The 22,032-nt window shown below is 68.3% G+C and carries 20 protein-coding genes; 5 read left to right on the top strand and 15 right to left on the bottom strand.

Annotated features, from left to right (window positions below; translation table 11 throughout):
• Positions 1 to 10 precede the first annotated feature (10 nt).
• The 5 genes from K5L94_RS13725 to K5L94_RS13705 form a co-directional block, all read right to left on the bottom strand.
• On the bottom strand, positions 11 to 937 hold the full coding sequence (locus K5L94_RS13725) for a FecR family protein (protein WP_053450065.1): 927 nt from the start codon (positions 935 to 937) through the stop codon (positions 11 to 13).
• On the bottom strand, positions 934 to 1,443 hold the full coding sequence (locus K5L94_RS13720; RefSeq protein ID WP_053450064.1) for an RNA polymerase sigma factor: 510 nt from the start codon (positions 1,441 to 1,443) through the stop codon (positions 934 to 936). Before K5L94_RS13720 ends, K5L94_RS13725 begins: the two co-directional genes overlap by 4 nt.
• 148 nt (positions 1,444 to 1,591) lie before the next feature.
• Positions 1,592 to 1,816, bottom strand: coding sequence for a hypothetical protein (locus tag K5L94_RS13715; RefSeq protein ID WP_053510853.1), 225 nt, complete (start codon positions 1,814 to 1,816; stop codon positions 1,592 to 1,594).
• Positions 1,813 to 2,514: a glutamine amidotransferase gene (locus K5L94_RS13710; RefSeq protein WP_053450062.1), complete on the bottom strand. Its 702-nt coding sequence runs from the start codon at positions 2,512 to 2,514 to the stop codon at positions 1,813 to 1,815. The genes K5L94_RS13715 and K5L94_RS13710 overlap by 4 nt, the downstream gene beginning before the upstream one ends.
• Entirely contained in the window at positions 2,511 to 3,284 is a 774-nt protein-coding gene (locus K5L94_RS13705; RefSeq protein ID WP_274510657.1) for a YggS family pyridoxal phosphate-dependent enzyme, read from the bottom strand. Before K5L94_RS13705 ends, K5L94_RS13710 begins: the two co-directional genes overlap by 4 nt.
• 76 nt (positions 3,285 to 3,360) lie before the next feature.
• Between K5L94_RS13705 and ptsJ the strand changes: the two genes are divergently transcribed.
• Positions 3,361 to 4,647, top strand: coding sequence for a MocR-like B6 salvage transcription factor PtsJ (ptsJ, locus tag K5L94_RS13700; protein ID WP_053450060.1), 1,287 nt, complete (start codon positions 3,361 to 3,363; stop codon positions 4,645 to 4,647).
• Positions 4,648 to 4,746: 99 nt separating this feature from the next.
• Here the strand turns inward: ptsJ and K5L94_RS13695 are convergent, their stop codons facing one another.
• The 7 genes from K5L94_RS13695 to K5L94_RS13665 all read right to left on the bottom strand — a co-directional run bounded on the left by K5L94_RS13695 (position 4,747) and on the right by K5L94_RS13665 (position 13,394).
• Entirely contained in the window at positions 4,747 to 5,253 is a 507-nt protein-coding gene (locus K5L94_RS13695; protein ID WP_006461333.1) for a hypothetical protein, read from the bottom strand.
• An 81-nt stretch (positions 5,254 to 5,334) separates the two neighbouring features.
• On the bottom strand, positions 5,335 to 8,445 hold the full coding sequence (locus K5L94_RS13690; RefSeq protein WP_274510656.1) for an error-prone DNA polymerase: 3,111 nt from the start codon (positions 8,443 to 8,445) through the stop codon (positions 5,335 to 5,337).
• Positions 8,446 to 8,451: 6 nt separating this feature from the next.
• Positions 8,452 to 9,861: a Y-family DNA polymerase gene (locus K5L94_RS13685; RefSeq protein ID WP_274510655.1), complete on the bottom strand. Its 1,410-nt coding sequence runs from the start codon at positions 9,859 to 9,861 to the stop codon at positions 8,452 to 8,454.
• A 9-nt stretch (positions 9,862 to 9,870) separates the two neighbouring features.
• Positions 9,871 to 10,485, bottom strand: coding sequence for a translesion DNA synthesis-associated protein ImuA (imuA, locus tag K5L94_RS13680; protein ID WP_274510654.1), 615 nt, complete (start codon positions 10,483 to 10,485; stop codon positions 9,871 to 9,873).
• Between the two features lie 219 nt (positions 10,486 to 10,704).
• Positions 10,705 to 11,712 carry a cyclase family protein gene (locus K5L94_RS13675; RefSeq protein ID WP_006452003.1) on the bottom strand — a complete coding sequence of 336 codons (1,008 nt, stop codon included), beginning with the start codon at positions 11,710 to 11,712 and terminating at the stop codon, positions 10,705 to 10,707.
• A gap of 33 nt (positions 11,713 to 11,745) precedes the next feature.
• Positions 11,746 to 12,396, bottom strand: coding sequence for a DsbA family oxidoreductase (locus K5L94_RS13670; RefSeq protein ID WP_053450057.1), 651 nt, complete (start codon positions 12,394 to 12,396; stop codon positions 11,746 to 11,748).
• Between the two features lie 92 nt (positions 12,397 to 12,488).
• Positions 12,489 to 13,394: a LysR family transcriptional regulator gene (locus K5L94_RS13665; RefSeq protein ID WP_180880248.1), complete on the bottom strand. Its 906-nt coding sequence runs from the start codon at positions 13,392 to 13,394 to the stop codon at positions 12,489 to 12,491.
• Positions 13,395 to 13,570: 176 nt separating this feature from the next.
• Here K5L94_RS13665 and K5L94_RS13660 point away from each other — a divergent pair, with 176 nt between their 5' ends.
• Positions 13,571 to 14,461 (top strand): sterol desaturase family protein, encoded by an 891-nt coding sequence (locus tag K5L94_RS13660; protein WP_274510653.1) that lies wholly within the window; start codon positions 13,571 to 13,573, stop codon positions 14,459 to 14,461.
• Between the two features lie 9 nt (positions 14,462 to 14,470).
• On the opposite strand, the gene K5L94_RS13655 is transcribed toward K5L94_RS13660, so the two are convergent.
• Positions 14,471 to 15,175 (bottom strand): AraC family transcriptional regulator, encoded by a 705-nt coding sequence (locus K5L94_RS13655; protein WP_053450055.1) that lies wholly within the window; start codon positions 15,173 to 15,175, stop codon positions 14,471 to 14,473.
• A 287-nt stretch (positions 15,176 to 15,462) separates the two neighbouring features.
• Complete coding sequence (locus tag K5L94_RS13650) at positions 15,463 to 15,897, bottom strand: VOC family protein (protein ID WP_040007487.1); 435 nt, start codon at positions 15,895 to 15,897, stop codon at positions 15,463 to 15,465.
• A gap of 338 nt (positions 15,898 to 16,235) precedes the next feature.
• Here K5L94_RS13650 and K5L94_RS13645 point away from each other — a divergent pair, with 338 nt between their 5' ends.
• Entirely contained in the window at positions 16,236 to 19,031 is a 2,796-nt protein-coding gene (locus K5L94_RS13645) for a beta-glucosidase family protein (protein ID WP_180880922.1), read from the top strand.
• A gap of 103 nt (positions 19,032 to 19,134) precedes the next feature.
• On the opposite strand, the gene K5L94_RS13640 is transcribed toward K5L94_RS13645, so the two are convergent.
• Entirely contained in the window at positions 19,135 to 20,031 is an 897-nt protein-coding gene (locus K5L94_RS13640) for a LysR family transcriptional regulator (protein WP_274512633.1), read from the bottom strand.
• Between the two features lie 105 nt (positions 20,032 to 20,136).
• Between K5L94_RS13640 and K5L94_RS13635 the strand changes: the two genes are divergently transcribed.
• Together K5L94_RS13635 and K5L94_RS13630 are read left to right on the top strand one after the other, a co-directional pair.
• A complete protein-coding gene (locus K5L94_RS13635) occupies positions 20,137 to 21,492 on the top strand; it encodes an MFS transporter (RefSeq protein WP_274510652.1) in 1,356 nt (451 codons plus the stop codon).
• A gap of 2 nt (positions 21,493 to 21,494) precedes the next feature.
• Positions 21,495 to 21,890, top strand: a complete 396-nt coding sequence (locus K5L94_RS13630; protein ID WP_274510651.1) for a DUF4440 domain-containing protein — start codon at positions 21,495 to 21,497, stop codon at positions 21,888 to 21,890.
• Positions 21,891 to 22,032 lie beyond the last annotated feature (142 nt).

Raw genomic sequence — 22,032 nt, 5'->3', positions numbered from 1 at the left:
AGGCCCGATGTCAGGGCGCATCAGCATGTTCCCTGCGCGGCGGCAACCAGACCTGCACGCCCGCGCCCAGGCGCAGCACGCGCACGTGCAGCTGCGCGGCCAGTTGATCGCGGTTGCTGGCTGCGCCGTCGGCACTGCCCAGCAGGGTGACCGGTTGCTGGCGCAGGCGCGCGCCGATGATCCAGGTGTGCCCGCCGTGCCAGCGGTCCAGGCCTTCGGTGACATCGGCGAGGGGGGCCGAGACCCAGTGCAGGCGTCGTTCGCGCCAGGCAAGGCCGCCGCTGTCTGCCGGCTGGGCGGCAGGCGGTGACTGTCCGTTGAAGCGTACCTGTTGCCCCTCGGCCGCCTGCACGGTCCCGCTGCCGTCCTCTACCCGGACGCGATGTTCGGTGACCGTGACCCTGCTGCTGTTGCCCTGCACGACGAGGTCGAAGGCAGTACCCAGCGCAGTGACCGTGCCATGCGGCGTATGCACCTGGAACGGCCGGCGGGCGTCGGCAGCGACCTTGAACCAGGCCTGGCCGCGTTGCAGCTGCAACTGGCGATGTTGCCCATCAACGCGCACATGCACTTCGCTGCCTGGTGACAGCAGGACATGCGAACCGTCCGGCAGCGCTTCGTCGCGGATTTCGCCAGCGGCGGTGCGCAGCACCTGCGTGGCCGGCGGCGGGGCAGGGCGGCCATACAGTCCAAGCGCGCACAGCAGCAGCACCGCAATACCGGCTTCACCCAGGTGGCGGCGGCGCCGGCGTTGCTGCTGGCGCTGAAGGCTGGGGGTGGCGGCACCGGCCTGCCACAGCTGCTGCAGGTGCTGGTACTGCAGGGCATGGCGCGGGTCGGCCTGGCACCATTGGTTGAACGCGTTCTCATCGCGTTCGCCGTCGTGCCCATCCAGCCACCAGCGGGCGGCTTCGCGTGCGATGGTGTCCTGGCTCATGGGCCAGGCACCTGCTGCAGGGCGACCAGGGCGCGCAGCAGATGGCCGTGCGCGGTCTGCCGGCTGATGCCGAGCTGGCGCCCGATCTCGGCCAGGGCCATCTGCTCGACACGGGCGAGCAGGAATACCTGGCGCGAGCGCGGTGGCAGCGCGGCGATGATCGCATCGAGATGACGCAGCTGTTCGGCGTCGAGCAGGCGCTGGTCCGGCAGTGGTGCGGGATCGGCGATGGCATGCAGCTGGGTGTCATCCAGCGCCTCTTCGCGCCGGCGCTGGCGCTGCCGGTAGTGGTCGGCGATCAGGTTGTGGGCAACGCGATACAGATAGGCGCGGCCATTGTTCAGCAGGCCGCTGGCGGCGACCTTGACGATACGCAGCCAGGTTTCCTGGACGACGTCATCGGCATCGCAGCGTTGCGGGAGTTTGCGACGGACATGGGCGTGCAGCGGCCGGTAATGGGCCGCGCACAGCTGCGCGACATCCGTCGGTTCGACAGGCGTGGACACGGGGCGGGCGACAACTGGGAAAGGGAACAGCCCGCGGCGGCAAGGGCAGCGGCAGCACCTTACAGCAAAAGAGAATCATTTGCATCCATGGGTGGCCATCAGCCAGTGATGGACCCGCCAGCCGTTGGCCGGCATGCCCCCAAACGGGTCAGAGGTCGCGGTACTGGATCTGCGCGGCGAGCACGCGCAGGCCGTCAGCGTTGCTGGACAGGATGCGCTCCTCGCCGATACCTTTCTGCCGCTTCAGCTGGAAGCCCTGTTCGCTGGGCAGCCGTGCGGCGATGACGTCCATGCGCAGCAGGGCGTCGGGGCCGCTGCAGTCGAAGTGGCCCCAGTAGGCGCCATCGCGGTAGACCTGCAACCGGTAATTCATCGTGGCATCTCCGGCAGGTCCTGCAGCCAGTGGTCGAACATCGCGGTGGCGGCGGCTGCCAGCGGGGCACCATAGCGGCGCGCCTGCGCGCGCAGGTCGTTCGGGTCGATGCCGGCCTGGGCCAGTTCCAGGGTGTGGCCGATCAGCCAGCGTTCGAACTGGCGCGCGTCCAGCTCCGGATGGCATTGCAGGCCCAGTGCGTGCTGACCGATGGCAAATGCCTGGTGGCGGCAGGCGGGCGTGCTGGCCAGGCGGCGTGCGCCGGGCGGGAGTTCGAAGCCCTCACCGTGCCAATGCAGTACCGGAATGCCCTGCAGGGCCTGCAGGGGCGAGCGCTGGCCGTCATCGGTGAGCAGCAGTGGCGCGAAACCGATCTCCTTGCCGCCACTGGCAACGACGCTGGCGCCGAGCGCGCGCGCCATCAGCTGCGCGCCGAGGCAGATGCCCAGGGTTGGCCGCTGCTGCTGCAGGCGACGCTGCAGCAGGGCGATGCTGTCGGTGACGAAGGGATAGGTTTCTGTGTCGTTGGCACTGATCGGGCCACCCAGCACGACCAGCAGTTCGGCCGCTTCGGCATCGTCGAGCGGATCGACACCGGCCTGCAGCACCTTCAGCTGCCAGCCCTGCGCCAGCAGCAGCGGTTTCAGGGTGCCGAGATCCTCGAAGGCAACGTGCTGCAGGACCACCGCGTGCTTCATGCCGGTGCTCCGCTGGTGGGCCAGTAGAAACTGTCCGGGGTGGCGCGGGCGCCGAAGATGGCCTGTCCGACGCGGACCACGGTGGCGCCTTCCTCGATGGCCACTTCGAAGTCGCCGGACATGCCCATCGACAGCTGCGACAGGTCGAGACCGGCGGGCGCAGAGCACTGCAGCTGGTCGCGCAGTTCGCGCAGGCGCACGAAGCAGGCGCGCACCCGCTCGACCTCCGGGGTGAACACTGCCAGGGTCATCAGGCCGCGCGCGCGCAGACGATCGAAGGCGGGCAGCTGCTGTACGAAGTCGCCGACCGCGTCGGGTTCGAGTCCGTACTTGCTGGGTTCAGCCGAGGTGTTGACCTGTACGAATACATCCAGCGTGCGGTCTTCCAGCTGCAGGCGCTGCTGCAGGGCCTCGGCCACGCGCAGGCTGTCCAGCGCCTGGAACTCGCTGGCGAAGCGCGCCACGTAGCGCGCCTTGTTGGTCTGCAGGTGGCCGATCACCGACCAGTGCACGCCCAGGTCGGCCATGGCCTCGGCCTTGCGCTGTGCCTCCTGGACCTTGTTCTCGCCCAGTTCGTGGCAACCAGCGGCCACGGCCATGCGGATGCGGGCGTCATCGACGGTCTTGCTGACCGGCAGCAGGCGCACGCTGGCCGGATCACGGCCAGCGCGGGCGCAGGCGTCGGCGATGCGCTGGCGCACGGTGGCCAGGTTGGCGGCGATCTGTTCAACAGACTGGGCCATGGGCCAGTCGGCGGCAGCAAGGGGCATGCGGGCACCTCCAATGCGGAATGGCCAGGGTGGGATACACTGGCACAGGACAAGAGTTATTTTGGCATAGGACAAAATGAAAATCACCGGGCATAGCGCCGAGTCGATCTTCGACAGCATCCGCGACGGCATCGGCAAGGGCCGCCTGCCGGCCGGCAGCGTGCTGCCGCCGGTGCGTGAGCTGGCCGAGCAGCTGGGGGTGAACCGCAACACCGTGGCCGCAGCCTACAAGCGGCTGGACGCGGCGGGCCTGGCCAGCACTGCCGGCCGTCGCGGCACGGTGGTGCGCGGCTTGCCGTCGGCAATGGCACGCGAAGGAAGCACGCCGGGAGTGGCCCTGCATGACCTGGCCAGTGGCAACCCGGACCCGCGCCTGCTGCCGAACCTGCGACTGGCTCCGGCGGCGCCACGGTTGTATGGGGTGGGCACGGTCGACCCGCGGTTGCAGGCGCTGGCACGGGCCTCGCTGGATGCGGATTGCCCCGAGGGGTATGCGCTGGAGCTGACCCATGGCGCGGTCGATGGCATCGAGCGCCTGTTGGCAGCATGGCTGCTGCCGGGTGATCGCATCGCGGTCGAAGATCCCTGTTTCCTCGGCAGCCTCAACGTACTCAACGCGGTAGGCCATGCGCCGTTGCCGGTGGCGGTGGATGCGCATGGCATGCAGGTTGAATCGCTACGTGCCGCGCTGGAGGCCGGCGCACGCGCGGTGCTGCTGACCCCGCGTGCGCACAATCCGACCGGGGCCAGCCTGGATGCGAAGCGCGCACGGGCACTGCGGCAGCTGCTTGCCCACTATCCGCAGGTGGCAGTGCTGATCGACGATCACTACGCGCTGCTCTCGCAGCAGGCCTACCATTCGGTGTTGCCGCTCGATGGCCGGCGCTGGGCGCTGTTGCGCTCGCTATCCAAGCCGCTTGGCCCTGACCTTCGGCTGGCCTGGTTGGGCTGTGATGAGGAAACTGCGGCGCGGTTGCGGCTGCGGTTGGCATCGGGCACGGGCTGGGTCAGTCATCTTCTGCAGGACGCGGCCACCTCGGTGCTGGGCTCGGCGTCGCAGCGGGCGAAGATCGCGTCGGCAGGCGAGCGTTACCAGCAGCGCCTGCAGTCGCTGCAGGAATTGCTCGTTGCACGTGGCGTGGCGACGCCGCAGCCGATGGAAGGGCTGAACCTGTGGCTGCCCTTGCCGGCCGACAGTCATCCGCAGGTGCTGGCGCTGGCCGCGCGTGGCTGGCATGTGCGCGCGGGCGAAGTGTTCGCGGTGGCGGCGCCCGGGCATGGCCTGCGCATCACCTGCGCGGCGCTGGGGCCGGTGCAGCAGCGGCAGCTGGCCGATGATCTGGCGGCGGTGTCTGGACTGTAGAGTCGAGCTTGCTCGACTGCTCGTGCCAACAACAGTCGAGCAAGCTCGACTCTACAAAGGTGAAGCAAAGTCGAGCAAGCTCGACGCTACAAAAGCAGATCAGGGCGCGGCGTTGGCGCCCGGGCGCACGTAGTAGGACTGGCCGCTGTCATCGACGAACATCAGTTCAGGCTTTCCCTGCCAGGAGGTGAGCATGGCGCCGGTATTGTTCTGGTGCTTGACCATCAGGCTGGCGCCGCGGTCCGGGTTGGCCACCACCTTGAACACTTCAGTGGTGCCGGTGGCATCGTCCAGGGTCAGCAGGGCCTCGCCGCCGCGGTCGCTGGTGCCATAGCCACCGCGTTCGGAGCCGTCCGGGCCGAGCAGGATCAGGCCTGACAGGGCGGTCGCACGCGGCCCCTGGGTGCGGCCCTGGCTGAGAGGATCGGGAACCGGTGCGCCGAGGATCACCCGTGGCTGTCCGCTTTCATCGTGGATGACCAGCCCGCGTGCTTCGATGATGCGCTGTGGCGATTGGCTGCGATGCAGGCTCCAGGCGGTCCAGCCGGACACCAGCAGGGCGAGGGTGGCGACCACCAGCGTGGTCAGCAGCAGTGCACGGGGCATCGTGTCGTCCTTCCTTGGATGTGCCGACGATAGCGGATGCGGACCGGCAATGGCCAGTTCGTTGTGTGACGTTGTGTATCGTCAGTGGAAATCGCGGCTGTGGCTGCGCAGTCCCTGCAGTAGTTCATCCAGGCAGTGCATGCGCTGCACGATGACATGCTGCACGCCATCGACGCGCTCCAGGCGGCCATCGATCTGCATCAGCTGGGTATCAACCAGCACCCGGTGCTGGCGATCAGCGATGTGCCGCCAGACCACCGCGTTGACCATGCCGGTTTCGTCCTCAAGGGTGAGGAAGGTCACGCCACTGGCGGTCTGCGGACGCTGGCGCATGCGTACCAGGCCGGCAATGCGCACGCGGCGGCCATGGCCGTGAGCCGCCAGTTGCGCGGCGTCCAGGCAGCCACGAGTGCGCAGCTGTGCGCGCAGGAACGAGATCGGATGGCGGCCAAGCGTGGTGCCGGTACTGCGGTAGTCGGCCTGCATGTCTTCCCAGGTGCTGGGCAGCGGCAACGGCACGCGGGCCTCGGCGGTGGCGCGGGCGTGGTCGAACAGCGGCAGCCGGTTTTCAACGCCGGAGATATCCCAGCGCGCACGATGGCGATGGCCGCTGAGCCCACGCAACGCGCCAGCATCGGCCAGCAGGCCCTGTTGGCGACGGTCCAGCGCGGTGCGCTGGCACAGGTCGCCCACGTCGTCGAAGGGGCGCCGCGCACGTTCTCGCATGATGGCCTGCACGGCGGGTTCGTTGCAGCCATCGACCAGGCGCAGGCCGAGCCGGATCGCGGCCGGTCCCTTGCTGAAATCCAGCGTGCAGTCCCAGTCGCTGTGGCGCACGTCCAGCGGCAGCACGCCGATGCCATGCCGGCGCGCGTCCTGCAGCAGCTGGTCGGGGCTGTAGAAGCCCAGTGGCTGGCTGTTGATCAGGCTGGCGGTGAACGCGGCCGGGTGGTGGCACTTCAGCCAGCAGCTGGCATAGGTCAGCAGGGCGAAGCTGGCGGCGTGGCTTTCCGGAAAGCCGTAATCGCCGAAGCCCTTGATCTGCTCGAACAGGTGTTCGCCGTATTCGCGGCTGAAGCCGTTCTTCAACATCCCCGCCAGCAGCTTCTCGCGATGCGGCTCCAGCCCGCCACGGCGCTTCCACGCGGCCATCGAGCGGCGCAGGGCATCGGCCTCGCCCGGGGTGTAACTGGCCGCATCCACCGCCAGCTGCATCACCTGTTCCTGGAACAGCGGCACGCCCAGGGTGCGCGCGAACACGCGCTCCAGCTGCGGCGGGTAAAGCGGCTCTTCCAGGTTGTCCAGCGCCTCTGGACCCTGTTCGCGCAGCAGCCGGCGGCGCTCCAGGTAGGGGTGCACCATGTCGCCCTGGATCGGGCCGGGGCGCACGATCGCCACTTCGATCACCAGGTCGTAGAAGTTGCGCGGCTGCATGCGTGGCAGCATCGCCATCTGCGCACGCGACTCGATCTGGAACACGCCGATGGTGTCGGCGGCGCTGATCATGTCGTAGGTGGGTGTGTCCTCATCGGGAATCGCATCCATGCGCCCACTGTGCAGGCCATGCTGCTGCAGCATCGCCAGGCATTTGCGGATGGCGGTGAGCATGCCCAGTGCCAGGCAGTCGACCTTCATCAGGCCGGTGGCATCCAGGTCATCCTTGTCCCACTGGATGACGGTGCGGTCGGCCATCGCTGCGTTCTCGACCGGTACCAGGGTGGACAGAGGATGCTCGGAAATCACGAAGCCGCCCGGGTGCTGCGACAGGTGGCGTGGGAAGTCGATCAGCTCGGCGGTCAATGACAGCAGCCGGCGCATCAGCCAGGTGTCGGGATCGAAGCCGCGTTCGCGCAGGGTCTCCGGCAACGGCACGTGGCCGCCCCAGTGATCCATCGCCGCCCCCAGTTCGTTGACCTGGTCCATCGGCAGGCCGAGCGCACGGGCCACATCGCGGATCGCACTGCGGCCGCGGTAACTGATCGCCACCGCAGTCAAGGCAGCACGTTCACGCCCATAGCGCTTGAACACGTACTGCAGCACTTCTTCGCGGCGCTCGTGCTCGAAGTCGATGTCGATATCCGGCGGCTCGTCGCGTTCGGCAGAGATGAAACGCTCGAACAACAGATTGCTGCGTGCCGGGTCGATCTCGGTCACGCCCAGCACGAAGCACACCGCCGAGTTGGCCGCCGAGCCACGGCCCTGGCAGAGGATGTCCTGGCTGCGCGCGAAGCGCACGATGTCCTGCACGGTGAGGAAGTAGGAGGCGTAGTTCTTCTGCCGGATCAGCGCCAGTTCGTGTTCGATCTGTTTGCGCTGCGCCGGTTCGATGCCGTTCTTCCAACGCCACGGAATGCCACGCTCGACCAGCACGCGCAGCCAGCTGTCCGGGTCGTGCCCTTCCGGCACCAGTTCGCGCGGGTAGGTGTACTGCAGCTGCTCCAGGGTGAAGTGGCAGCGTTCGGCGATGCGCAGGGTCTCGGCCAGCAGTTCGGGCGGATACAGCTGGGCCAGCGCGGTGCGTGGGCGCAGATGGCGCTCGCCATTGGGAAACAGGCGCCAGCCGGCTTCGGCTACGCTGCAGCGGTGGCGGATCGCGGTCAGCGTGTCCTGCAGCGCACGGCGGCGGCGCACGTGCATGTGCACATCACCACTGGCAACCAGTGGCAGGCGGTGGCGTTCGCCAAAGGCCTGCAGCTGCTGCAGGCGATGCGCGTCGTCATGCTCGTGATGCAGCTCCACCGCCAGCCACAGGCGATCATTGAAGCCGGTGCGCAGCAGCTCCAGATCGGTGGCGGCCGGCTGCCGGTCCAGCCACAGGCAGAGCAGCCCGTCGGGCAGGCCGAGCAGGTCGTCGCGCAGGCAACGGTATTCACCCTTGGCCGCGCGTCGCCGGCAGGTGGTGATCAACTGGCACAGCCCGGCATAGGCGGCCTGGTCGGTGCACAGCAGGGCCAGCTTCGGCCCGTCCTCGACCTGGAACTCGGCGCCGACGATCAGTGCCACGCCATGCGTCTTCGCCGCCTGCCAGGCGCGCACGATGCCGGCCAGCGAGCACTCGTCGGTGATTGCCAGCGCCCGGTAGCCCTGGCCGGCGGCGCGCGCGAACAGTTCTTCGGCAATCGAGGCGCCGCGCTGGAAACTGAACGCCGACAGGCAGTGCAGTTCGGCGTAGCCGGGCAGTTCACTTTGCATGGCGGCTCAGCCGAACCAGCCGTGCAGCATCCACGGTGCATGCGGATCGTTGCGTGTGCGGAAGGCCCAGCCGCGCTGGCCATGTGCGGTTTCCACCACGTAGTAATCGCGGCGTGTATCGGCCTGGTCCCACCAGCCCGATTCGATCCGCTCCGGCCCGGCGATGATGCGCAGGCGTGGATCGCGCAGTGGTTGCGGCGTATCCAGCAGCCAGCCCGGACGTAGCGGCCAGTACGACGGCGGTTTGACCGCCGGCTGGGTGCCGCTGGCGCGTTCGGGGCGATGGTCGGCCTGCACCGCCAGCGGCTGCACGGCGTCATCGCCCAACCGCGCACGCAGGCGCTCGCGCAGCTGGGTCCAGGGCATCGCCTGCGCCGGCCGGGTATCGAACAGGTCACGCGCGGCGGGCACGAAGGGCGGCAGCTGCTCGGCCTGCAGGCGCAGTGCGCGGCTGCCGGCGGGCAGGGCGAAGGCTTCCATGCGGTTGCGCGCGATTTCGAACAGCAGCGCGGGATCACGCTCCGGTGCCAGCAGGCCGATGGTCAGCACGCTGGGTGGCAGCAGGTCGTGCTCGAAATGCAGGTCGAAGCGCTGCACGCCACCATCGCGGGAGCACAGGAAGGCGGCCAGGTCCAGCAGCAGGCGACGCAGCGGGAACAGCAGGGCCTGGCTGGATTCGATCTCATATTCGAATTCGATGCGCGCATCGAAACGGTCGGGAGGCTGGTAGTAGCGCAGTGGCGCGGTGGGCAGGCCACGCAGCGCATCCAGCTGCTGCAGCACGTCGGGGGCGAAGCGCCGGGCCAGGCTGTCGCGCGGCAGTGCGAGCACCGCACCCAGCGTGCGCAGGCCGGAGCGTCCCAGCACGGTCACTGCTTCGCTGGGCAGCCCACAGCGCGGCAACGGCAGCTGCGCGAGTACCACCGGCAGCTGCTGCGCATCGAGGCCGAGGCCATCGTGCACGTTGGCCAGCACGCGCGCGGCATGCGGCGTGGGCGCGGCCACCAGGCGATGGCGGAAACCCAGTTCGTGCAGTTCACCGCGCAGGCGTTTCTCGATGGTCAGCCAGTCACCGAACAGGGCACGGCTGGCACCGATCTCCAGCACCAGCGCATGCGGGAAATCGAGGCTGACCTGCGAACTGTAGGCATAGGCCCAGCTGGCCAGCAGCTGCCGGGTGTGCTGTTCGGCGTTCGGGTCGTAGTCGTTCAGGTGCATGTCCTGCACCAGCACCTGCGCGGCCGACAGCAGCATGCCCGGGCGCAGCCCGGCTGCCCGTGCGGCCGGGCTGACCGCGCGCAGCACGCGGCGTTGTGCCGGACCCTGCAGCAGCACCAGCGGCCGCTGCGGGTCCGGTTGCAGGCGCAGCACGCTGTCCAGCGCCAGCTGCGGCAACAACAGGCAGGCCCAGTTCACGGCGCGGCCTCAGTGGCTGATGGCCAGGGGCAACGGCTGCGCCGGCGGCAGGCCACCACGGCATTTCAGTACCCGCACCTGGCCGTGGTCGAGCTGCAGGCGCAGGCTGGCCGGGGAGGGGTTGCGCGCTGCCTGCGCCTCGCGGAACACGAAGCCCAGGCACTGGCCGCTGTCGGCGGCGACCTGCAGCCGGCGCAGGGCACGGTCATCGGCCTGCTGTGGCCAGCACAGCACCGCGGCGCAGGCGGCCGAGCGCAGGCACTGCTCGGCCGCCCACAGCGCCTGCTTTGGCACGGCGTGGATGATCTGCAGCTGGGCCAGGTCCAGCCCGGCCGCCGCCCAGGCCGGCGCATGCGGGCGGTACGGGGGCGCGACCAGCACGATCGGGCGTCCGCGCTGGCTCAGCTTCGCCAGCGCCGGCCAGACCAGCGCCAGCTCGCCCACGCCCGGGGCTGCCTGCAGCACCTCGCACAGCCCGCTGGCCGGCCAGCCACCGCCGGGCAGGCGTGCATCCAGTGCCGGGTGGCCGCTGGCCAGGTGGTCGCTGGCGGGCCCTTGGCGGGCCGGGCCGCGCCACAGCTGGCGGCCATCCAGCAGCCGGTCGAGGGCGACGACGGCGCCCATCAGCCGGTCCTCCAGGAGAGGCGCCGGGCGGGCTGGGGGCGACAGGAATGGGCGGAAACGGCGGGCATGGAGCGAGTATCGACAGGCCGGTATCAGGGGCTGAGACCGGACATGCTACTCGCCCTGTGAGTAGAATTACTAATGAAATTGATGGGTCGGGTTTCAGGTTGCTGAAGGGGGAAAGGAGTGCCGACCAGGGTCGGCACCCACAGGCCCCGGTTACGGGCGGACCGGCAACGCCACCGGGCGCAGCGGCGCGGCATCGCCACCGCGGATCTTCAACGGGCCGCCGATGAAGGCGAACTCGTAGACCTTGTCACGGGCCAGTTCGTCCAGCGCCACCAGTTCGATGATCGGCGCGCCCTGCTGGGCCAGCAGGTAGGTGTGCAGTGGCACGTAGTCATCGGACACTTCCGAAGGGAAGGTCTCGAAGCTGAGGTTGTCGGCGCCGACGATCATCGCGCCGCTGTCTTCGACCAGGAAGCGCGCGGCGTCCAGGCCCATGCCCGGCGGGTTGGCCATGTACGCCCTGGGCTGTTCGAACAGGCGCATGCGGCCGGTGCGGATCAGCACGATGTCACCCTGCTGCAGCTTCACCTGCTGGCGTGCCAGCGCATCCTTCAGGTCCTGGCGGGTGACGCGGTAGCTGTCCGGCAGCATGTCCACGCCCTTGGCACCGGCCACGTCGATCAGTACGCCACGCGCGATCAGCGGCGGGAATTTCTCGATGCCGGTGACATTCCAGCCACGATCGCCGAGGTGTTTGTCGGCCTCGAAGCCGTTCCAGATCTTTCCGTGGATACCGAAGTGGTTCAGCGCATCGATGTGGGTGCCGGTGTGGCTGTACATCGAGAACGCCGTGCCGGTGTAGCTGCGGGTGAGGTTCATGGTCTCGCCCACGCCCATCGGGTCGTCCATCACCGTGCCGCGCGGGGTGTGGGTCATCCAGAACTGGTAGTGCGGGTCGCCGGCGTCCTGCCAGCTGGGCATGCCGACGTAGTACTCGGTGGCCAGGTCATAGGCCTTGCCGCCGCTGACCCGCGACAGGATCGCTGCGCGCGACGCCTCGGTGATCAGGTTGAGGCGGCCGATCTCGTCCTTCGGCCCCCAGGGGCTGGTGCCGACCTGCTGGCCGGAAGGAACGCGTTCGTGCGCGGTCACCGAGGTGGAAGCAGCGGTGCCGGCCAGCAGCAGGGCCAATGCGGTGGCCAGGGTACGTGGGGTCATGGGGAATCTCCTTGCAGGGGGGAATGGTGCGGCTCAGGCCGCGACCAGCGGCGCCAGGGCCTGGCGCAGGTGCGGCAGCGGCAGGGTCTGCAGGCGCAGGCCGTTGCCGCCGATCACGGTGGGAATGGAACGGATGCCGAGTGCAGCGGCTTCGGCGCGGTCGGCCTGCACGCGCTGGCGTACTGCGTCGCTGCGCATGTGGTCAGCGAAGGCACCACGCGGGTGGCCGAGCGCTTCGGCGATGTCCAGCAGCACTTCGGCATCGCCGATGTTGCGGTGCTGGTGCAGGTGCGCCCACTGCACGGCATCGAACATCACGCCGTGGGCCTCATTGCCGCCAAGCATGCCGGCGGCCTGGCAGGCCAATGCGCCCAGCCAGCCGGAGGGATATTCGAAGTCCTGTGCACGCATGCCTTCGATATCGATGCGCGCGCTGTCTTCATGCGCGGCGCAGTCGGTCCAGTGGCGCAGGATGATCGCCTTGGCGCGCTCCATCGAGCCGAATACCTCGACCATCTGTGCGCGCGAGTCCTGCAGCACGAAGCTGCGGTGGCGCACCTGGATGCCGAACTCGGCCGAGACCTGCTGCAGGCGCGGGGCCAGCACGAAGCACCAGCCGCACACCACGTCGTGGAAGAAATCGACCACTGGCGCTGCAGCGGTGGGGGAAGAAACGGAAGACATCGGCCTGCCATCGGTGAGAGGGGAGGCGGCAGGTTAGGCAGCGCGGCGTGGCTGAAACAGCACGCCACGGGCAGCTCAGTTTTCGCTGGCGGTTACGAATCCAGGCCGGCGCAGGCGGGCAGCTCGGCGTGCAGGAAATCGATGAAGGCACGCACCTTGGGCTGCAGGTGGCGCGAGGTGGGGTAGACCGCATGCACGAAGCGCGGTGGATAGCGGTGGTCGGGCAGCACCTGCTGCAGTTCGCCGCGGGCCAGTGACGGCGCTGCAAGGAACGAGGGCAGGGCGCCGATGCCCATGCCGGCCACCAGCAGATCGCGCAGCATCAGGCTGTTGTTGACGGTGACGCGTGCCGGCAGGGTGATCGTCACCTGGCCATCGGGGCCGAGCAGCGGCCAGCTGCCGGGTGAGTCGGACAGGCTGTAGGCCAGCACGCTGTGCGCCTGCAGATCGTCCACCGCCTGCGGTGCCGGATGCTGTTGCAGGTAGGACGGGGCCGCGCACAGCACCTGCTGCAGCGAGGCCAGCCGGCGCGCCACCAGTCGCGAGTCGTCCAGCTCGGCGCGCAGCCGCAGCGACACATCGAAGCCTTCGCCGACCGCATCGAGCAGGCGGTCTTCCATCACCAGGTCCAGCGACAGCTGCGGATGCTGCTGCAGGAAACGCGGCAGCAGCGGCGACAGCGTGCTCAGCGCGAACGACTGCGGCGCATTGACGCGCAGGCGCCCGGCCACTTCGCCACGCTGTTCGGCGATGCCACGTTCCAGCGCGTCCAGCTCGTCGAGCAGGCGGCAGCACTCACGGTAATAGGCATGGCCGGTTTCGGTCAGGCTCATGCGGCGTGTGGTCCGCTGCAGCAGCACCACGCCCAGGTGGGTCTCCAGCGTGCGCAGCTGCTTGCTCAGCCCGGCTGGCGACATGCCCAGGTCTTCGGCGGCACGGGCCAGCCCGCCGCGTTCGACGATGCGGCGGAAGGCACGCATCAGGTTGAAGGAGTCCATGCCGGTCCCGGGCGCGATGAGGGCGCCATTGTAGATCCACGCCAGGCGTGGGTGCTGGAATGACGGTGCCGACCAGGGCGGGCATCCAGCAGGCGCGTGGCGGGTTGCGCCGTTTGTTCAAGCCGGCAACCGTCGCATCGCGCCAGCATGCAGGCCCCTCACGTTTCGGGTTGCCCATGAAGCACTGGATCCTCCGCCTGTATGCCCCGTTGTTCCTGCTCGGGTTCGTTGCCACCGCCATCGCCTGGGTGGGCCACCTGCATGGTGATCCGCTGTGGCTGCTGGCCTTGCTGCTGGTCGCCATCGCGGTTTCGTTCGGCGCTGAACGCGCCTGGCCCTACGACCCTGCGTTCAACCACGACCAGGGCGACAGCCTGCGTGACACCCTGCATGCGCTGGTCAACGAAAGCCTGAACCTGCTGTCGATCGCCGCGGTGCCGCTGTTGGCCGCGCTCATTCCGTGGCAGCTGTGGCCGGTGCAGTGGTCCTTCGCGCTGCAGGTACTGCTGGCCATCGTCTGCGCCGATCTCGGCATCACCCTGGTGCACTACGCCAGCCACCGCATCGGCTGGCTGTGGCGGCTGCATGCGGTGCATCACAGCGTCACCCGCATGTACGGCTTCAACGGCCTGATGAAGCATCCGCTGCACCAGGCGGCCGAAGCAGTGGGCGGCGTGCTGCCGCTGCTGGTGCTGGGCCTGCCGATGCCAGTGGCGTCGGTGCTGGCATTCGCCATTGCCATCCAGCTGCTGTTGCAGCATTCCAACGTGGACATGCGCCCCGGTGTGCTCGGCCGGGTGATGGCGTGGGCGCCGCTGCACCGTTTCCACCACATGCGCTACGGCACCGCCGGCGACGTCAACTTCGGCCTGTTCCTGACCGTATGGGATCACCTGCTGGGAACCGCCTTCGATGCGCCGGGCTACCGGCTGCGGCAACGCGATCTCGGCATCGGCAGCCAGCCGGACTATCCGCGCGATTATCCCGGGCAGCTGCTGGCACCGTTCCGTGAACTGCCACATGGCGAGGTGCCGGAGCTGCCCGAAGGGTTGCGCAGGCGCGGATGATCCCGCATGTCAGGTCGCGCGCAGCTGCAGGCCCTGCAACTGCGCGGCACCGATGCCGAACATGCGGTGCAGGTTGCGTGACAGATGGGCCAGGTCGGCGAACCCGGCCGCGTGGGCGCTGTCGGTCAGGCTGTGTCCACGCAGATGATGCGCGAGCGCATTGCGCAGTCGTTGCCACAGTACCCAGCCGCGCAAGGTCACAGACAGGTCTGACTGGAAGCGCCGATGCAGCTGGCTGGTCGACAGGTGGGCCGCTTCGGCGATATCGGCGGCCGGCACCGGGCCAGGCAGGTAGTGGGTGATACGGGCCAGTGCCGCCTGCACGCGTCGATCCAGCGGCTGCGGACGGCTCAGTCGTGGCAGCCAGTCCTGCAGTGCCACCGCGTTGCCCGGCAGGGCGTGCAGATACCGCTGGATCTGTGTGGGATCGGCATGTGCTGGCTCAAGAAAAACCGTGCAACCGTCCTGCGGTGCCGACAGGATGGCATGCGACTGGAAGGAAGGCAGCCACAGGCGTTGACCCTGCTGCCGCACGCCATCAACCTCGACCTGCCACGCTGCACCGTCGCTCAGCAGCAGTTGATGGGCGTAGTGCGCATGCGCAGCGCTGCCACCGGCATGGCCCTGCAGCACGGCCACGTGGGCATCCAGCAGCAGCGTGCCATTCCAGGGCAGGGCGGGAGAGGACATGGAGGAATTGTAGATCCACGCCATGCGTGGATGAATCTACATCGAAATCGATTAATTCGACGATTGATCGAAGAGCATCCACGCATGGCGTGGATCTACTGCAGATTGCGGCGAATTGTCGAAGGCGGGGTGGGTCCGGTTGCGGGGGCGTGAGCGCCATGGATGGCGCGACCGAGGCTACATGGACGTACTTGCGCCGTCCCCCGCAACCGGACCCACCCCGCCACCCCACAGGAGCCCATCTTTTGCTTCTGCTGTTGCATTGGCCGTTGCCTCGGCGGGTGCCGGGCGCAGCCCGGCCGTGCGTACCCTCAGCGCCCGTGCGGGTCGGGGCGGTGATGCACGTACTCGACCACCGTGCCATCGGGATGCACTGCATTGAACGCCGCGCCGGTCGGCACCACCTGCAGCGGGAAGATGATTTCGGCCCCCGCCGCGACCAGTCGGTCGTGATAAGGCCGCACGTCATCGACCAGCAGCGTCCCGGTGGTCGAAGTGAAGGGGGCCAGCGCTTCCTCGCACCCTTCGATCAGCAGGAAGGCTCCGACCATCGCCAGGCGCAGGCCGGCATCGGGAAACGGGAAGCCCGCATCGGCCACGACGCCCTGCAACTGCTCGTAGAAAGCCACGCTCTGCTCCAGTTGGCCCGGGGCCACGAACACCCGGATCAACACGCGTGGGCTGCGTTGGCTCGAGGTATCACAGCGGTCGCGCCAGAGATGATCGAAGTCGCGGTGTATGTTCATGGGCGGGGTTCAGGGCCGGTGACGCCCCATTATCGGCAGCCCCGTGCGGCCTGCTGATGACTGCCGGTGATGGCCTGATAACCGGCGGCCAGGTTGCCCCTGTGACTTAGGTCCTGTTGACAGGTGTGAACGCCCTCGCACAATCTTCACATGATTGGGCCGCCCAGCGCGGCCCGGACAGGCAGGTTGTCACGCCGGGAGGAGGGTCCCGCGCGCAGACCGGCCCGTCCTTCGGCCTGCGGGACGTTGCCTGGCAACCCCTGCGCGGCATGAACGCTGCACCCTTCGGCGGCACTTTCCCTGGACCGATTGCCTTGGCAACGGAATTACGCCTGCCGATGAAAACGTTTACAAAGCCGCTTGCCCTCTCCCTCGCCCTGTCTGCTGCGCTCGCCGCCCCGGCCTGGGCCGACCCTGCGGCGTTCACCGTGTTGACCCTGGAACAGGCGCCCGGCGCCGAAGCAATGCCGGCCCTGGCTGCGCAGCTGAAGAGCCTGAAGGTGGACGCGGTGAGCGTGCGCCAGGTGCAGCGCGGCATCGGCCAGGTCGATCCGCTGCAGGTGCTGGCCGATGGGCTGGGCTACGAGTACCGCTTCATTGCTGCGGGCAAGGACGATGGCCAGACCCAGCGCGGCCAGGCCGTGCTGACCCGGCTGCCGATCGCCGCTGAGTCCGGCCCCGACCAGCCGGGCCTGAACTACCTGCGCCTGGACGATGGCCGCCACACCGTCGCGGTCTATACCGATGCCGGTGCAGGCGCGGCCCAGCTGCCGGCGCTGGTCACGCGCTCGCGGCTGGGTGCGCCGGCGGTGCTGCTCGGTGCCGTGGCTGGCGAATCGGCCACGGCGGCCGGCTTCGATCCGGCGCGTGTCGCACTGGAAGCAGACGCCAGCTACTTCAGTGATGGCTTCCAGGCTGCCAGCAGCGCGCCGTTCAAGGTGGAAGGCAGCAGCCTGCGTGCCACGCTGCTGACTCTGGCCTATGCCGCTGACACGCATGGCGACACGCCGTGGATGGACACCACCCTCAACGCCGACGCGCGCGCTGCGCTGCTGCTGAAGGCGATGACCGAGGATGAGAAGTTCCAGATGCTGCACAGCTACTTCGGGCTGGGCAAGGACGGTGGCCCGCTGCCGGAAGGCGCGGTCGGTTCGGCCGGCTTCGTCCCGGCGGTGCCGCGCCTGGGCATTCCCTCGCAGCAGTCGGCCGATGCCGGCGTCGGCGTGACCAATCCGGGTGGCATCCGTCCGGGCGACTTCGCCACCGCGATGCCGTCGGGCCCGTCCACTGCATCCAGCTGGAACCGCGAAGTGGCCTTTGCCGGCGGCGCGACCATGGGCCGCGAGGCCTGGCAGCAGCGTTTCAACATCCTGCTGTCGGGCAGCGTCAACCTGCAGCGCGACCCGCGCAATGGTCGCAATTTCGAGTATGCCGGTGAAGACCCGCTGCTGGCCGGTTCGATGGTCGGCGCGCTGATCCAGGGCGTACAGAGCCAGCACGTGATCTCCTCGATGAAGCACTTCGCGCTGAACGACATGGAGACCCGCCGCAACTTCCACGACGTGCGCATCGGCGAGCAGGCCATGCACGAGTCGGACCTGCTCGCCTTCGAGATCGCGCTGGAGGCAGGCCGCCCGGGCGTGGCGATGTGTTCGTACAACAAGATCAATGGCACCTACGGCTGCGAGAATGGCTACCTGATGAACCAGGTGCTGAAGCAGGAATGGAAGTTCCCCGGTTTCGTGATGTCCGACTGGGGTGGCGTGCACAGTGGCTCGAAGGCGGCGCTGGCCGGCCTGGACCAGCAGTCGGCCGGTGAAGTGTTCGATGCAGCCGTCTTCTTCGACGAACCGCTGCGCCTGGCCGTGCACGGTGGCGTAGTGCCGCAGGCGCGCCTGAACGACATGGTGGCGCGCATCCTGCGCACGATGTTCCTGCACGGCAACTTCGACAACCCGCCGCAGCACCAGAAGGTGGATGCCGAGGCTGGCTTCGCCGTCGCCCAGCGCACGGTGGAAGAGGGCAGCGTGCTGCTGCGCAACGAGGGCAACCTGCTGCCGCTGGCCGACAGCGTGAAGCGCATCGTGATCATCGGCGGCCATGCCGACAAGGGCGTGATCGGTGGCGGCGGTTCGTCGATGGTGGGCGTGACCGCCAAGGGCACCAATGCGGTGCCGGGCGTGCTGCCGACCACCTGGCCGGGCCCGGTGATCTTCCACCCGTCCTCGCCGCTGGAATCGCTGCGCGCTGCACGTCCGGATGCAACCATCGAGTATGTGGACGGCAGCAATGCCGCCGCTGCAGCCAAGGCTGCCGCGCAGGCCGACGTCGCCATCGTGTTCGCCACCCAGTGGGCGGCAGAATCGGTGGACCTGCCGGACATGCAGCTTCCCGACAACCAGGACGCCCTGATCTCGGCCGTGGCCAAGGCCAACCCGAAGACCGTGCTGGTGCTGGAAACCAACGGCCCGGTGCGCACGCCGTGGCTGGCACAGGTGCCGGCGATGCTGCAGGCGTGGTATCCGGGCATCCGCGGTGGCGAAGGCATTGCCGCGCTGCTGACCGGCCAGGTCAATCCGTCCGGCCGCCTGCCGGTGACCTGGGTGGTGGACGAATCGCAGCTGCCGCGCCCGCACATCGACGGCCTGGGCTTCAAGCCGGCCAAGCCGTTCGGTGATGTGTTCGATTTCGATATCGAAGGCGCCAACGTCGGTTACAAGTGGATGGCGGCCAAGGGCCTGACCCCGACCTTCGCCTTCGGCCACGGCCTGTCCTACACCTCCTTCGCCTATGAAAACCTGAAGGTGAGCGTGGAAGGCTCGCGCCTGGTCGCCAGCGTCGACATCCGCAACACCGGCAAGCGCGCCGGTGCCGACGTCGCCCAGCTGTACCTGAAGCTGCCGGCCGGCAGCACCACGCCGATCCGCCTGATCGGCTATGACAAGGTGAACCTGCAGCCGGGCGAACAGCGCCGCATCCGCATCGAGGCCGAGCCGAAGACCCTGGCCCATTACGATGCACAGGCGCGCCAGTGGAAGATCGACGGCGGCACCTACCAGGTGCAGCTGTCGCGCAACGCCGCCGAGCCGTTGCAGAGCGTGGACGTACAGCTGGTTGAGCAGGTGCTGCGCTGATGCCTGAGGACACGGCCCCGCAACGGGCCGTGTCTGAAAAAGGGGACGGAGGGAATTAAGTCGTTTATGGCAGAAACGACTTAATTCCCTCCGTCCCCTTTTTTCATGCAGTGAACCAGTCGCGCAGGAAATCGATCAGCTGCCGCACTTTGGGCGACGGCTGTGCACTGTGTGGATAGACCGCGTACACGCTTTGCTGTGGGAAACGATGCAGGCGCAGTACTGGCCGCAGCCGGTTCATGGCCAGGTCGTCCTCGATCAGCCAGTGGGGAAGAACGGTGACCCCGGCACCGGCCACGGCGAAGGCGCGCAGGCTGCTGGCGCCATCCACGCGTACCACTGCATTGGCCGGATTGGTGGCAAACAGCGCATCACTTCCGTCCGGCGCGATCACCGGTACATCGGCCAGCCGTGGGTAGCCCAGGCGCGGCAGCGTGCCGAGCTGAACCGGATCGTCCGCGGCATCAGCGGACGGCAGGCGCGCCAGCAGTGAAGGCGCCGCCACCGCACACAGAGGGTGCTGTTCCAGCTCGCTGGCATGCAGGCCAGAGTCGGGCAGGCGGCCAAGACGGATCGCCAGATCAAAACGCTCGGGAATGAGGTCAGCCGGTGCCGGCGAGGTCGACAGATGCAGTTGCAGGGCCGGGTGGCGCGCGCGGAACGCCTCCAGTGCCGGGATCAGGCGCAGCTGTGCGTACTCCGGTGTGGTGGTCAGGCGCAGTACGCCCTGCAGTTGGTGCTGGTCGCGGCGCGCGGCATCGATCGCCGCCTGTGCAGCATCCAGTGCCTGCACGCAGTGCTGCAGGAACTGTTCACCGGCCTCGGTCAGGGCCAGGTGACGGGTGCTGCGCAGCAGCAGGGTCACGCCCAGCTCCTGTTCCAGCCGCTTCAGGTTGAAGCTGACCACCGCGCGGCTCAGGCCGAGGCGGTCGGCCGCCGCGGTCAGGCTGCCGGCCTCGACCACAGCACGGAAGATGTCGAAGCGATCGAGGCTGACCATAGACATCAATTGTCAAAACAGATTTGACAGTGTTGCAGCTGTCGTCGTGTTTTTCCAACAACGCCTGCCGGGCATGCTGGCCGCTTCCCTGCTGGAGCGCCGTCGATGCCGTCCCCCCGCCTGCGCCATGAGGCGATCTTCCTGTTGGTGTTCGCCCTGGACCTGGTCAACATGTTCATTGCCACGGTGGCCTATCCGGCATTGGCGGCCGAGCTGCATGCCGACGTCGGTACCCTGGCCTGGGTCGGCACTGCCTACATGCTGGGCCTGAGCGTGGTGATCCCGTTGGCGCCATGGCTGGCCGCACGCTGTGGCGAGCGCCGCCTGCTGCTGGTGGCACTGCTGCTGTTCGCGATCGCCGCTGCGCTGGCGGGAGCCGCGCCGGGCATCGGTTGGCTGCTGGGGTGGCGGCTGCTGCAGGGCCTGGCCGGTGGCCTGCTGATTCCGGTGGCTCAGGCGGCGGCCTACCGGCAGTGCACGCCTGACCAACGCGGTGCACTGACCCGGCGCATCCTGCTGGTGGCGCTGCTGGTGCCGGCACTGGCGCCAGCGCTGGGCGGGCTGCTGGTGCAATGGCTGTCCTGGCGCGGTGTGCTCTGGGCCAGCCTGCCTCTGGCACTCATGGCGATTGGACTGGTGCTGGCGTGGATGCCCGCCGACGTCCGTCGTACTGTGCCGCGCCTGCAGGCCCATGCGCTGACCACCGCGATGGCGGCGCTGGGCGCGCTGCTGCTGGCGTTGACCTGGCTGGGCGAACCCGGGCATCGTCTTGCCGGCAGCGGGTTGCTGATGGTCGCGGTGGTGCTCGCCGTCGTCCACCTGCGGCATGCACGTCGGCAGCCGCAGCCCCTGCTGCGCTGGTCGCTGCTGTCCCATCGCAGCCTGCGCCTGGCGATGCTGGTGTATCTGGCGGTGCCGGGCGTGTTCATCGGCAGCCAGCTGGTCAGCACCCTGCAACTGCACCAGGCCGGTTACAGCGCCGCGCGCATCGGCGCACTGATGCTGCCGTGGGCGCTGGCCTCGGCCATCGCGATCACCGCCAGCAAGCGCCTGCTGGCTCGCTTCGGCCCGGCCGCAGTGCTGCGTGCCGGCATGTTCCTGCAGGCCAGTGGCCTGCTGGCGATGGCGCTGTTGCCACAGCCGGCGTTTGCGCTGGCCGGGCTGCTGTTCGCGCTGATGGGTGCTGGCGGCAGCCTGTGCAGCAGCACCGCGCAGACGCTGGCCTTCCATGGGGTCGAGGGCGAAGCGCTGGGCGATGCCAGTGCGCTCTGGAACCTCAACCGCCAGCTCAGCTTCTGCCTGGGCACGGCCGCCATCGCGCTGCTGCTGGCACTGGCCATGCAGTGGCTTCCGGCCCGCGCCACTGGCGTGGCGCTGGGTCTGGCCGCCGTACTGACCCTGCTGCCGATGCTGCTGTTGCGTCGGCCGAAGCAGCTTCTTCTTCCACACCCTGGGAATTGATGATGGATACCACCGCAGAACATGAAATCCACCACCTGCACGACAAACTGCAGGCCTGGTTCCGTGCCGAGGTCGGCATCGACGCACTGGATGATCTGATGGCGCATTTCTGTGCAGACTTCAGCATGGTCGGCATCGCTGGTCGCAGGCTGGACCGGATTGCCGTGCAGGCACTGTTCGCGGGCGGTCATGGCGCGCGTCCAGGGCTGCAGATTTCCATCGACGCCGTGCAGGCGGTGGAAGCGCCATCACCGCTGGCGGTGCTGCGCTATCGCGAAGGACATGCGATCGATGGCGGCGAGCCCGCATGGCGGGAGTCGCTGACGGTACTGAGGCAGGAGCAGGAGCAGGAGCAGGGGCGCTGGTGCTGGCTGGCGCTGCATGAGGTGGCCGCCTGATTGGAAAGGCCGGCCGCTGGCCGGCAACCGCGTACCGGCCCCAGGATCATGACCTTGCCGGCCAGCGGCCGGCACTACCGGGCGACGGCACATGTGCCATCAGTCCTGCCTGTATCCACCGCAGAATGCAAAGCCCGCCCAC

The sequence above is a fragment of the Stenotrophomonas forensis genome, assembly GCF_028752115.1.
Taxonomy (GTDB): domain Bacteria; phylum Pseudomonadota; class Gammaproteobacteria; order Xanthomonadales; family Xanthomonadaceae; genus Stenotrophomonas; species Stenotrophomonas forensis.
The sequence above is the reverse complement of the archived record's forward strand: the minus strand, read 5'-3'. Positions and strand labels throughout refer to the sequence as shown.